The 13,086-nt window shown below is 38.9% G+C and carries 13 protein-coding genes and 1 pseudogene; 9 read left to right on the forward strand and 5 right to left on the reverse strand.

The window, feature by feature from the left end; all coding sequences use genetic code 11:
* Positions 1–15: 15 nt before the first annotated feature.
* Entirely contained in the window at positions 16–1,185 is a 1,170-nt protein-coding gene (locus V5M37_RS06800) for a M20 aminoacylase family protein (protein WP_423801334.1), read from the forward strand.
* Positions 1,186–1,313: 128 nt separating this feature from the next.
* Positions 1,314–1,579: pseudogene (locus V5M37_RS06805) on the forward strand (class I SAM-dependent methyltransferase); the annotation flags it as partial.
* Between the two features lie 189 nt (positions 1,580–1,768).
* Here the strand turns inward: V5M37_RS06805 and V5M37_RS06810 are convergent.
* The 5 genes from V5M37_RS06810 to V5M37_RS06830 form a co-directional block, all read right to left on the reverse strand.
* Positions 1,769–2,926: a pyridoxal-phosphate-dependent aminotransferase family protein gene (locus tag V5M37_RS06810; RefSeq protein WP_423801335.1), complete on the reverse strand. Its 1,158-nt coding sequence runs from the start codon at positions 2,924–2,926 to the stop codon at positions 1,769–1,771.
* Between the two features lie 283 nt (positions 2,927–3,209).
* Positions 3,210–3,323, reverse strand: coding sequence for a YjcZ family sporulation protein (locus V5M37_RS06815; protein WP_213141187.1), 114 nt, complete (start codon positions 3,321–3,323; stop codon positions 3,210–3,212).
* A gap of 38 nt (positions 3,324–3,361) precedes the next feature.
* Positions 3,362–3,484: a YjcZ family sporulation protein gene (locus V5M37_RS06820; protein ID WP_213141186.1), complete on the reverse strand. Its 123-nt coding sequence runs from the start codon at positions 3,482–3,484 to the stop codon at positions 3,362–3,364.
* A 290-nt stretch (positions 3,485–3,774) separates the two neighbouring features.
* The gene (locus V5M37_RS06825) at positions 3,775–3,921 is read right to left on the reverse strand and encodes a hypothetical protein (RefSeq protein ID WP_423801336.1); all 147 of its coding nucleotides are present in this window, start codon (positions 3,919–3,921) and stop codon (positions 3,775–3,777) included.
* A gap of 112 nt (positions 3,922–4,033) precedes the next feature.
* Positions 4,034–4,990 (reverse strand): EamA family transporter, encoded by a 957-nt coding sequence (locus V5M37_RS06830; protein WP_423801337.1) that lies wholly within the window; start codon positions 4,988–4,990, stop codon positions 4,034–4,036.
* 321 nt (positions 4,991–5,311) lie between these two features.
* On the opposite strand from V5M37_RS06830, the gene V5M37_RS06835 reads away from it, so the two are divergent.
* The 7 genes from V5M37_RS06835 to V5M37_RS06865 all read left to right on the forward strand — a co-directional run bounded on the left by V5M37_RS06835 (position 5,312) and on the right by V5M37_RS06865 (position 13,036).
* Positions 5,312–5,689, forward strand: coding sequence for a RidA family protein (locus tag V5M37_RS06835; protein ID WP_423801338.1), 378 nt, complete (start codon positions 5,312–5,314; stop codon positions 5,687–5,689).
* 330 nt (positions 5,690–6,019) lie between these two features.
* A complete protein-coding gene (locus V5M37_RS06840; RefSeq protein WP_423801339.1) occupies positions 6,020–6,400 on the forward strand; it encodes a PaaI family thioesterase in 381 nt (126 codons plus the stop codon).
* Positions 6,401–6,477: 77 nt separating this feature from the next.
* Positions 6,478–7,470 carry a zinc-dependent alcohol dehydrogenase family protein gene (locus tag V5M37_RS06845; RefSeq protein WP_423801340.1) on the forward strand — a complete coding sequence of 331 codons (993 nt, stop codon included), beginning with the start codon at positions 6,478–6,480 and terminating at the stop codon, positions 7,468–7,470.
* Positions 7,471–7,799: 329 nt separating this feature from the next.
* Positions 7,800–8,339 (forward strand): sigma-70 family RNA polymerase sigma factor, encoded by a 540-nt coding sequence (locus V5M37_RS06850; protein ID WP_423801341.1) that lies wholly within the window; start codon positions 7,800–7,802, stop codon positions 8,337–8,339.
* The gene (locus V5M37_RS06855; protein WP_423801342.1) at positions 8,332–9,747 is read left to right on the forward strand and encodes a DUF4179 domain-containing protein; all 1,416 of its coding nucleotides are present in this window, start codon (positions 8,332–8,334) and stop codon (positions 9,745–9,747) included. The genes V5M37_RS06850 and V5M37_RS06855 overlap by 8 nt, the downstream gene beginning before the upstream one ends.
* A 153-nt stretch (positions 9,748–9,900) precedes the next feature.
* The gene (locus tag V5M37_RS06860) at positions 9,901–11,610 is read left to right on the forward strand and encodes an FAD-binding dehydrogenase (RefSeq protein WP_423802583.1); all 1,710 of its coding nucleotides are present in this window, start codon (positions 9,901–9,903) and stop codon (positions 11,608–11,610) included.
* Positions 11,611–12,103: 493 nt separating this feature from the next.
* Positions 12,104–13,036, forward strand: a complete 933-nt coding sequence (locus tag V5M37_RS06865; protein ID WP_423801343.1) for a lysophospholipase — start codon at positions 12,104–12,106, stop codon at positions 13,034–13,036.
* The last annotated feature ends 50 nt before the right edge of the window (positions 13,037–13,086 follow it).

The following is a 13,086-nucleotide window of genomic DNA, read 5'->3' on the forward strand; positions in this document are numbered from 1 at the left end:
AGGGGTGAAATGAATATGATGAATGGAAATTTTGAAAGACAGCTTACTGAGTGGAGACACTATCTTCATACGCATCCTGAAAGTGCTTTTGAAGAAAAACATACTTCTGAATTTCTTGCTAAAGTACTAACAGATATGGGATTAGAGGTTCATAGAAATATTGGGGGTACTGGAATCGTTGCTAATCTTACAGTGGGCGATGGGAAAGGTATTATCGGTATTCGCTCAGATATAGATGCTCTTAATCTAACTGAAGTGGGGCAACACTCATATACCTCCCAGAATCCGGGTAAAATGCATGCATGTGGTCATGATGGACATATGGCCACAGTATTGGGGGCAGCCAAGTTATTAACGGAGCGAAAAAATTTTAACGGGACAGTTCGGTTTATTTTTCAACCTGCGGAGGAAATTGGCAAAGGCGCTTTTGCCATGTTGGATGATGGACTTTTTACACGTTTTCCAGTAGATGAGATTTATGGCATGCACAATATGCCAGGCATGCCTGCGGGTTCCATTTCAACACGTGTGGGCGGAATTATGGCAAGTGAGGATAACTTTGTCATCCGTATTAAGGGACAAGGCTCACATGCTTCGAGTCCGCATATGGGTAAAGATCCAATCGTCATTGCGTCTGAAATTGTTCTTGCTTTGCAAACCATTATATCCCGTAATATGAACCCAAATGTTCCCGCTGTCATTTCATGTACTGAATTTATAACGGACGGGATTCGAAATGCAATTCCTACAAATGTAGTGATTAAGGGCGATACTAGAAGTTATACGCCAGAGGTACAAAAGCTGCTGGAAGAACGGATGCGGACGATTAGTGAGGGAATTTGCAAAATGAATGGGGCAGAATGTCAATTTGAATATACCCATGAATTCGCACCGACGGTTAACTGGGCAGAGTGCGTTGATATTGCGGTAAGAGCAGCTCGAAATGTGGTTGGCGAAAATAAAGTGGATAGAAATTGTCAACCCTGGATGGCTTCTGAAGACTTTGGTGCGTTTTTGCAGAAAATCCCTGGTTGCTTTGTCTTTATAGGAAATGGTAACGATTCTGAAGGAATCGGCAATGTTCCACTTCATAACTCAAGCTATGACTTCAATGATAAGATCCTTACAATCGGAGCGAAATATTTTGCAGAGTTAATTAAAGTCCGCTTGCCAAAAGTAAAATAGCAAACAAAAGGTCAACTTCTCGGATTGGTCCGAAGAGTTGACCTTTTGCATTTTTCAAATTCCTTAGGGATTCGAAATTAATAAAATCAGGCATTGGCCATATTGAATTGGGGATGTTTTAAATTTAAAATGGGCTTAATTTTACTATTTTTCATGGATCAGTAACTGATATGCCTTTTGATAACAAACTTTATGATGGTATATTTTGTTATGCCCTTATTCACTTATTGAATCAAAGTGAGAGAGAGAAGTTTATTAATGATTGCTATAATCAGTTAAAGCCAAACGCATATATGATTTTTACAACGATTTCCAAATTGTTGAGCCACATAAGAATATGGAAAACAAGCCTCCATTTAAATTTGTAATGGTTAAATGCCAAAAAGGACTATAATTAGAGCAAGATGTTTTATTTTTACAAGACAAAGTGGAAAAATTCCTCTTAGGAAAAATATAAAAAGAAGGAAGTCTTGGGCAGAGACTTCCTTCTTGCTGGGAAGGTAATTCATATGCTTGTATGGCTTACAATAAGATATGCTTGACTGTTTTTTCTGACAAGGCTAAATTTAATTTTAGTCAACTTTTATTTCAAATTGGCAGCCAAGAACACTTTTTGTGCAGCAAAAACTCCAGCGCCTGGTTCAAAGGTGTAGTTGAAATCCTGCAATCCTGCTTCCAATAGAGAAACCGCTTGAAGAATATCGCTTGGGAAACAGTAACCCATATGCCCAAATCGGAATAGCTTACCTTGCAGGTGACCAAGCCCTCCAGCAAAATCAAGATGGTATTTCTTCTTCAGATGGCCTAAAAATGTCCCGAGATCCAATCCTTCTGGAGTAAGAATAGCTGTAATCGTCGGCGAAGCATACTCATCGGACGTCAACAAGCCAATAGAAAGAGCCTTCATAGATTCGCGAACCATGTTTTTCATAAGTTCATGCCGTGCCACTGTTTGCGCAAATCCGCCTTCCTCCTCAATCAAATCACATACAGCAGAAAGACCGTAAATTAATGAAACAGCAGGCGTATTAGGTGTCATCCCTTTCTCTGCCCATTCACGATAGCTCAATAAATTTAAGTAATATGAAGGTGTATTATTCTCTTCAATTACTTTCCATGCACGGTCACTAATACTTAAAAGAGCGAGCCCAGGAGGCAGCATCATTGCTTTTTGTGACCCTGTTACTAAAATATCAACACCCCATTGATCCATTTCTGCAGGTGCTCCGCCAATACAGCTGACGCCATCAACAATAAATAGCGCGTTAGTTCGGGAACGTACAATCTTTGCTAATTTGTCAATTGGGTTTAAAATCCCCGTAGAAGTTTCGTTATAAGTAGCGAAGACAGCTTTAATATTGGATAGGGGCTTTAGAAACTCAGCAAGTTCTTCCGGTGTACAAGCTTCACCCCAAGGTTTTTCCAGCTTATGTACATGAAAGCCAAATTTTTCACAAATAGAGACGAAATAATTTCCAAAAGCGCCGACGGTAATAACAACCACTTCTTCACCAGTAGAGACAGTATTTACAGCTGCAGCTTCTAATGCCGCGGCACCACCCGATGGGATGAGTAAAATATCCTGCTTTGTTCCAAAAACAGGCTTCACACGTTTTGTTGTTTCCCGATATAGCTGTACAAATTCTTCACTGCGGTGGCTCATCATATCTTGGCTCATCGCAAGCTGTACTTTCTTCGGAATAGGAGTTGGTCCAGGATGTCTTAAAATATTTGAATACATACATTTTCCTCCAATATAACCTTATATAAATATTAATAGTACTCCAATTAAAATAAAGCAAATATGAAAGTCTTTTTCTTTTGAAAATGCTCGAGGCTGCTTCCTATAAGGGAAGAGCCTTTCGAGCATTTTCAATATTTAATTGTTTTCTATGTAATAGATGCAAATGTCTATAACAAAATAAAATAGCAAACAAAAGGTCAACTTCTCCGATTCGTCTGGAGAGTTGACCTTTTGTATTTTTAGAAAACCCTAAATTTTTTTTGGGGGAGATCTAATCTAATTAATAAAAGCAAGATGCTCCAACAATAATTAAAAGAATGAACAATACAACGATTAAAACAAAACTTCCGCCGCCGTAGCCATATCCGCCATAGCCATATCCACCGTAGAACATTATAATATCCCCCCTTTCATTGAAGTTAATAAACGGACTTAGTAATAAAAGCCGCCATAGCCTCCGTATCCGCCGACAAAAGAAGCACCGACGATAATTAAAAGGATAAACAATACCACAATCAGCGCAAACCCTCCGCCGTATCCTGCACCATCAGCCATCCTAATACCTCCCTTACTTTTCGGTAGTAATAAGGTATGTTGAAAATAAAAAAGCGGGAAAGGCTTTCATCCATTTTTTTTGAAATTGTTATTAAGAAAGGGAAAGAGTGTTTTAGTGAACTTAAAATATCCAAAGATTTATGGTCGTGTTTGTACATGTTTTGGCAGAACCATGGACAAATATTGGATTAACTGGGGAATGAATAACGCTTGGGTCTAGAGCCAAGCGTTGATAGGTGTAGTATTAATTTGTTATTCGGTATGTCATTTCAAATGTTTGAAACTTACTGTTAAAGATTTTCTGTATCAATTCTTGGGATTACTGGTTCAAATGCTGTTGCTGTCCTAGCATTATCATTATGTCGATCGTCGTTTTCGTATCGATCTAATTTATTGTCTCTTTCTAGGTGTTTGGAAGTTTTCTTATTGTCAGCCACCTTATCACCTCCTAGGGATAATATGTCCAACTTTTCCCTTGAAAATAAAAATGGTTTGAAGCATCTCTTAACTTTTTACAAGACGGTGTTGAAATAAAATAATCGAATTACCTTAACTAATGTGTTTTTTTAATTCACCAGTCAAGTAAGATTTATTTTTTGCTTTTTGTTTTGCAATTTTATTTTTCATTAACAATAATTTTCCAGTTAACGTGGTTGGTAAACTTATACCAAGAATGATGATTACGATCCCCGCTATCTGTAACGTGCTCACAGTTTCGCTTAGTAAGATCACGGACACCATCACGGCGATTGGCAATTCAATAGCACTCAAAATGGATGTCATGCCTAATCCAACTTTAGGAACGGCAATAGTAAATAAAAACACCGGAATAATCATGCCAAATAACCCTAGTGCCAAACCATAAATCCAAAGTCCTTCGTTAAACAAAGTACCATTCCAAATAATCTCTGGAGATTGAAATGCAGCAGACATCATAAAAGCAAAGAAAGAAACAAACACCAAACGGCCTGAGGTATTCATCCTTGCGGTTGCCCGACCGTTTACAAATAAAAATAGTGAATAACAAAAGGCTGCCGCTAACCCCCATATCCACCCTTGTAAAGGTATTTTCGTTAAATCAACATCAATCAAACCGGCTGCTGGTATGGTTCCCAAAACCAATAAAAGTAAGGAAATAAATTCAATTCGAGTGGGTAGCTGACGCTTTGTTATACAGGAAATCAGCATACCAATCCATGTAAATTGAAATAGGAGAACAACAGCCAAAGAAGCTGGTAAATAGTTCAGAGAATGTCCATATACAATATTGGTCAACCCGGTTAAAATGCCTGCAATGATAAGCGTTTTTATACCTTTAAAGCTTATTTTTGTTCTGCTTGTCAGGAAATAAATACTCACTGCAATGCAAAAGCCAATAAAGAATTGACTTGTAACAGCTTCCGATGCTGAAAAACCGCTATTCATTGCCAGTTTTATAATCGTTGAAACTACTCCATAACTACTCGCGGCTATAATAACCATGAGAGGATACAGATACTTCTTCATATTCTACCTCCTCCAATATTTTTTTATCTTTTTAAGGCAAAGAATCAAAACACAATAAAAAGCAAAGATTGACTATTTTTGTAATCTATAAGATTACTTTTTAAAAGTATAGTATATAATGAAGTAGTTTACAAACGTTTGTTTATTATGGAAACTATTGTTTAAAAAGGTTGAGGTTGTTTTTAACACTTGTTTTATAATGCCAAATGGGCATTTGCAGCCATTGCTTGGAAGGACGGTTTTATTGCTTATATCTTCCATATAACTTACAATTTCTTCATATACTTATTTTTTTCTTTTTATCTAAAGGAGGAGTTTTGTATGTCAAGAAAGGCTTTTAGTGCATCTGGAGCGGTTGCTGTTGGTCCTTACTCACATGCAATTGAAGCAGGTGATTTAATATTTTTATCTGGGCAAACCCCAGTAGACTCCCAGACTGGAAAGCTTGTAGAAGGTGATATTGTTGAACAGACAAAGCAATGTTTTAAGAATCTTTTCAATGTATTGGAAGCGGCAGGCTTAACTCCAGATCATGTTGAAAAAGTGAATGTCTTCTTAACGGATATGAATAATTTCACAGCAATGAATGAAGTTTATTCTAAACAATTTTCTGAGCCGTATCCAGCTCGTACAACTATAGGTGTGTCAGCCCTGCCTCTTGATGCACAAATTGAAATCGAGATGATAGCTAGAAGATAAAATTTCTAGAGTTAAAAGTGTGTTATCAAGTGTATTTTTTTAAAAATGGCCCGTTATTATTCATTTTTGGTTTTCGTGTAGGTATGAGATTTATAGGCGGAGAATTTCCGGCTAATGTATATAGTGTAGGCTTAAGAAGGAGATATAAGCGGAGAAATTCCGGTTAACTGCTCCAAATAAGACAAAATTCAAAGATTAGTATAAAATAACCGGAAAAACTTCCTTTATTTTTAGGGAAATACAGGTATTTCCCAATTTAAGCGGAATTTTTCCGGTTACTTTTCAAACACAGTGAAATCAATATTCAGTTTAATTCAAGAGGTGTACCAGATGTTTATAAGACAACCATTTGACGAATTTTTAGGGTTGAAATACGAAAAGATTGATGATAATAATTTGCAAATCATATTGCCGGTCCAGGATCTATTCATTAATAGTGCAGGGGTTATACATGGTGGTATCATTTCTTCTTTGGCTGATGTAGCCGTATCAAACTTGATACCAGCAACTGAAGACGGGATACAACAAGCTGTCACCGTTGATTTAAATGTTTCCTTTATGAAACCCGCCACTGGTACATACTTGACGGCAAATGCCAAAATTGAAAAACAGGGCAAAACTTTAATTCATACGGAGTGTTCGATTTGTAACGATAAACAAGAAATTGTAGCTAAATCTAGAGCAATCCTATTTCGTACAAACCTAAAATAAGCTTGCTGTGGCTAACGGGTTCCAACAAAAATACTATAATTAAATAATTTTAATTTAGATAAGGGGCCTATATTGTTTTGGAGGCAAAATATATTAATTTCTACGAATTCGGCAGTCCTAAAGATGTGTTAAAAATCGAATATAAAACCATTGAACCACCAAAAGATAATGAAGTTCTTGTTCGAATGTTGGCACGACCTATCAATCCTTCTGATTTAATTCCAATTAGAGGGGCGTATTCTCATCGAATTTCCTTACCAAATATTCCTGGTTATGAAGGAGTTGGGATTGTAGAGAATGTGGGTCCTTTAGTTTCAAAAAACCTTATTGGTAAACGGGTTTTACCTTTGCGTGGGGAAGGTACATGGCAAGAGTTTGTTAAGACAACAGCAGAATTTGCCGTTCCTATACCTGATTCTATTGATGATTTTACTGCATCACAAATGTATATTAATCCCGTTACAGCGTGGGTGGTTTGTACGGAAGTTTTAAAATTAAAACCAAATGATGTTTTATTGGTTAACGCATGTGGTTCTTCTATTGGGCATATTTTTGCTCAATTATCAAAGATTTTAGGTTTTCAATTGATTGCAGTGATTAGAAATAATAAGTATACAGAGGAATTACTTCATCTCGGTGCTTCTAATGTGATCGATACCTCTATAAGTCATCTAAATGAAACCGTTATGGAATTAACAAGTGGAATGGGTGCAGATGCTGCCATTGATTCTGTTGGAGGTTCGGTTGGTAATGAATTAGCTTTTAGTGTCCGCCCTAATGGACATTTTTTAACAATCGGTCTTTTATCAGGAGTACAAGTAAATTGGTCAGATATTGTAAATCAAGCAAAAGTGAATGCGAATATGTTTCATTTACGGAATTGGAATAAAAATGTCTCAGCAAAAAAATGGCAAGAAACGTTTCATCATTTAATACGGCTAATAGATGGAAAAAAATTACGTTTGATGATGGTCGATTCTATGTATGACTTGTCGTATGTCAAAAAGGCAATTGACGCTGTTGAATCTTCTAATAAAACAAAAGGGAAAGTATTTTTAACAAGTTACTGAGTTCATTCTGGTTCAACATACGGGTAGCTTTAGGTTAAATAAACTCCAAAAGAAATACATTGAATAGCTTAGTTCCATACGGAGCTGGGCAATTTTTTTGAAACAAAAAGCACCTCAAATACGGTGCAAATGGATATTCATTTTACTTTACATTTTAAGCAGTAAATTCCCGTTTTGCGATTGAAAGTGGAAACCAAAAATGGTTTCTGCTTTTTTATCTTGAACTTAGGATTTTAATTGCATGATATGCTTTTCTTGGAAAATACTTAAACTTTTTGAAACTTTTCTTGTTAATAGATTCCACTAATTAGTAAAGGGGGTCAAATAAGATGGAAATAGAAAGCCACCGGCTAGTTAAAAAAGCAATCAAAGGTAATAAAAGCGCTTTTGAAAAGTTATTTCAACAACATTATGAAAGAATCTACCGTACTGCCTATCTTTATGTACATAACGAAGAAGATGCGTTGGATGTTGTCCAAGAAGCAACCTATCAGGCCTTTACATCTATCCATTCGTTAAAAAATCCGGAGTATTTTATGACCTGGCTAACCAGGATTGTCATACGATGTTCGGGACATGTCCTAAAGAGAAAAAGCAATGTTGTTCCTTTGAGTGATGAGATATTGTCAAACCTGCCGGGTCAGGTACATCCAAACATTGAAGAATCAATACAGCTGCTTAACGCCATTCAGCAGCTGAGAGAGAATTACCGTACTGTGATTATCTTATTTTACTATTACGATTACTCGATAAAAGCGATTAGCAGTGTCATGGAAATTCCAGAGAGTACTGTAAAAACCTATTTAAGCAGAGGCAAAGCGGAGTTAAAAAAATCCTTTAAAAATGAGGAGGACCAATGCCATGGATAACAAGGAACTCAAAACAGCAATAGAGAAAATACCTGTGCCCAAAGAAAAAGTATTTAGCGCCATTTCCAAAGGGATAAACAAGGGGGGCAATAGGGAAAAGGCAAAGAAAAAGAGGGTTCTTGCAGGTGTGGCGACAGCTGCTGCTCTTCTTGGAATCACCGTTGCCTCAGGATTTGTTAATCCTACCATGAATAGAGTATTAGCTAAAACTCCTTTAATTGGTGGAATTTTTCAAGAATTTAATGATTCCACCGGCGTGGAATTAGCTAACCAGGATGCAGTTACTGAACTAAACCAATCACTTACAAAAAATGGGGTAACTGTAAAACTGACCAGCGCTTACTTTGATGGCAATGTGGTATCAATTACGGGATTTGTAGATGAAAATGTTGAAAAGGGGGGGAACGAAAAAGGGGAAGTAAGCTTTGATATGAACTTCGAGCACTATAAAGGGGATCATGACCCTTGGCTGCGTGGAGGGTCAAATAACATTAAGAAAGTGAAAAATGGATATAACTTTCAATGGAAAATGGACTATCCATATAAATCATTGAAGGAGAATTTTACTCTTCCCATAACGATTCATAATATCAATGGGATAAAAGGTGAATGGAATTTTGAAATTCCCATTCAACAAGAAAAAAATCGTACACTTGTTATTAATCATGAGCAAGGTTACCCGAAAAATGAGGTCAAAATCCGTATAAAGGAGATTCTTACCGCAAAAGCATCATCTTCGCTTATTTATGAGACCGTGGAGAAATACAAGGGTGATGTAATTAATCTATCAAAAGCAGTTGATAATAAAGGAAAAGTGTATAGGTTTGAAAACCCAACATATCTCGAGGAATCGAAACAAGAAGATGGATATCATAGTACCGTTCGGACAGAGATGACCAAACTCCATTCAGATATTACTTCACTTACCTTTTATCCTCGGTTATCGGCAGCAGATCCAAAAGTACAACAGCTTTTGAATAGTAAATCTTTCACCTTAAAAAGCACACGGTTCAATTTTGGCCTGCAGGTAAATGATGTTACTCAAAAAGGTGAGAAATTGGTAATCGATTATCAATTTACAGGGCTTCCGAAGAATTTGAGTCAAGGTCAACTTGAAACAATTAACCATAATTTGGAGTACCTTTTTTGGTTGGTGGATAAGGAATATTTAACCAAGATTGACCCGGAAAATCCTTGGCCTCCTAAAAACCATGGTATTCCCTTTAATAAAGTAAAAATGGTTGATAAGGCAACAGCACACTTCCAATCCACATTCGACTTAAATGGAGAAGAAAAGATTGAAAACTTTAAACTGGAAAACACAATGTTGCTATTTGATTTTTCAAGCTTTGTCCCATCTAAGGATATAAAACCATTTACTGTTGTACTTCCAGTGGGGAATGAATAAACAATGATAGTAACTCATTTTGTGGAACAGATAGTTGACGAGTGGAATTCTACATTGATAGCCAAATAGAATTAACAGTAAGATCTCTCTATTAAGTTATCATCCCCACAAATTTTCTGATGATGATTAAAAAAATAATAAAAAGGTGGTAACATATCATTATCTGAAAATTTAAATAGGCGTTGGATGGAGATGGAGGAAAGCGGAATGGAGTTCGACGTAATTGTGGTAGGGGCCGGACTTGCCGGACTAGTAGCAACGGCGGAAATCGCTGATGCTGGGAAAAAAGTGCTGCTCTTGGACCAAGAGCCCGATACCTCGATGGGTGGACAGGCCTGGTGGTCGTTTGGCGGTCTGTTTTTAATAGATTCCCCAGAGCAGCGACGGATGGGGATCAAGGATTCTAAAGAGCTAGCCCGGCAGGATTGGCTGGGAGCGGCGGGATTCGACCGGGAAGACGATGAAGATTATTGGGGTCGAAAATGGGCGGAAGCTTACATTGATTTTGCGGCAGGGGAGAAACGTGCCTGGCTGCACGGGATGGGTGTTCGCTTCTTTCCGGTTGTTGGCTGGGCCGAACGCGGCGGCTACCTTGCAGATGGGCATGGGAACTCCGTGCCGCGCTTCCATATCGTCTGGGGAACCGGTCCCGGTATTGTCGAGCCATTTGAACGCCGTGTCCGTGAGCACATGAAAAATGGGCTAGTGGAGTTCCTGCCGCGCCACCGGGTAGACGATCTGATTACAAGTAATGGTGCTGTTACAGGCGTAAGTGGGTCTGTTCTTGTCCCTAGTTCCGCCGCCCGTGGGGAGGACAGCAACAGGGAAGTTGCAGGCAGCTTTGAATACAGTGCCAAAGCCATATTAGTTTCAAGCGGAGGAATTGGTGGCAACCATGATTTGATTCGGAAAAATTGGCCAAGCAGGCTTGGCGAGCCTCCTCAACAAATGCTTTCAGGCGTCCCGGCGTATGTTGACGGACGAATGCTCGCCATTACCGAGGAAGCGGGCGGCCGCATTGTAAACCGCGACCGCATGTGGCATTATACGGAGGGCATCAAGAATTGGAATCCGATTTGGAACAAGCATGGTATTCGGATTCTGCCGGGGCCTTCCTCCATTTGGCTGGACGCCCGCGGTCAGCGTTTTCAAGCACCAAACTTCCCAGGCTTCGACACATTGGGCACCCTTGAAGCCATCAAAAAGACAGGCTATGACTACTCTTGGTTTATTTTAACGAAAAAAATCATTAAAAAGGAATTTGCCCTATCCGGCTCGGAACAAAATCCAGATTTAACAGGAAAAAGCATTCGTAAGGTGTTAGGGAGAGCAATTGGCGATGCGCCTGCTCCAGTTAAAGCCTTTATGGACAAAGGGGAGGACTTTGTCATCGCAGATAACTTGGCAGACCTGGTCAAAGGGATGAATAACCTGACAGGAGAAAATTTATTGAATTTCGCGGATATCGAACGCCAAATAAAAGCACGTGACAGGGAAATCGATAACAAATTTACCAAAGACCTTCAGATTACAGCAATGCGCGGAGCGCGTCATTATATTGGTGATCAGTTAATCCGTGTGGCACCGCCGCACAAAATCCTTGACCCGAAAAACGGCCCGCTGATTGCAGTCCGTTTGAATATCGTCAGCCGGAAAACACTTGGAGGCTTGCAGACGGATTTATCAGGAAGGGTATTGAATGAATTGGGCAATCCTGTTCCCGGCCTATATGCTGCCGGTGAGGTATCCGGATTCGGCGGTGGTGGTGTCCACGGCTATCGTGCCCTTGAAGGGACTTTTTTGGGTGGGTGTCTGTTCACTGGCCGTGTTGCGGGAAGATCCATTGCTGCAGAATTGAAATAGATTAATAGAAGGATAGGAACGTCTTTACTGAAAAGTAGAGTCGTTTTTTGCATGAACAACGATATGTTCAATTATTTTTCACCAAAAATACTACAAAAGTAATAGCTGCATTAAAAAATTTGTAAAAATGGCTCATAGTTTCTTCTCTAAAAAAGTTATATAACTAAATTAATAAATATTATTGAGGTGAGTCTATTGAATCAAAATACGCATGTTAGATACAAGGGAAAAGATTATGAGATTATCTACAGGTATACTTCCGGTTATTGCGAAATTAAAGAGATAGACTCTTTATATAACGTGGAGCTGGTTCATATAACTGAATTGACGATTGCATGTTAAATTAAAGAAAGCGTTGACAAATTTTAAATCCTCTTATATATTCTTGTTAAGTTAATCAAAGTGTCGGAGAACTGGAGATTCACACAATTGCTATGCTGTAATTGGGTGAGTCTCTTTTTTTATCATTATTGTAAGAATGGAAGTGGTTGTGGTGGCTGTGCAGACAGGTTTTTCTTTTCAATCAACTGATGGCGTGGAAATATTTGCAAGTAAGTGGGTGAAGGGGAGCGGGGATAAGCCTCGAGCCATCGTGCAGCTGGCACATGGTATGGCCGAGCATATTATGCGATACGACAGGTTTGCAAGGGAATTGGTTTCCAACAATATATTTGTCTACGGAAACGATCACCGCGGCCACGGCAGAACCGGTAATAAGACAAACAGTATCGGATATTTTGCCGAAGAGCAGGGGTTTGAAAAGGTTGTTCAAGATATGCAAACCCTGACAACCATCATCGAAAAAGAAAATCCTGATGTGCCTATTTTTTTATTCGGGCATAGTATGGGTTCTTTTCTATCCAGACGCTATATTCAAATATTGGGGGATAGACTTGCTGGCGTGATTCTTTCCGGCACAGGCGGAGACCCAGGTCTTCTTGGGAAAATCGGCAAAATGGTTGCTTCTAGGGAGAAAAGAACGAAAGGTGATAGGGCGCCTAGTCCTCTGATGAATAATTTAACCTTCGGAAGCTATAATAAAGCGTTTCGTCCAGCCAGGACCGAGTTTGATTGGTTAAGCAGGGATGAACAAGAGGTTGATCTATATTTGGCTGATCCGTATTGCGGCGGTGTTTTTTCAAGCGGCTTTTTCCATGATCTGCTTCTCGGCTTGGAAACTATCAACAAACCCGAAAACATTAGGTCTGTTCCGTCGTGGCTGCCCATTTTGCTTATTTCCGGAAGTAAGGACCCGGTTGGCGCGAATTCAAAAGGTGTCATCAAAACTTATCAAACATATAAACAGGCAGGGATGGCTGATGTAAGCTATAAATTATACGAAGATGCCCGCCATGAACTCCTGAATGAGATCAATAGGGACGAAGTTTACGCGGACGTTGTGAACTGGATTAATCAGCATATTTAAATGGCCCACAATTTAGTAACGGGTTCCGTTCCCAATCGCAAAACCTGAAA

It is taken from the genome of Neobacillus sp. SAB-20_R2A (assembly GCF_049568635.1).
In the GTDB taxonomy this organism is placed as follows: Bacteria; Bacillota; Bacilli; order Bacillales; family Cytobacillaceae; genus Neobacillus; species Neobacillus citreus.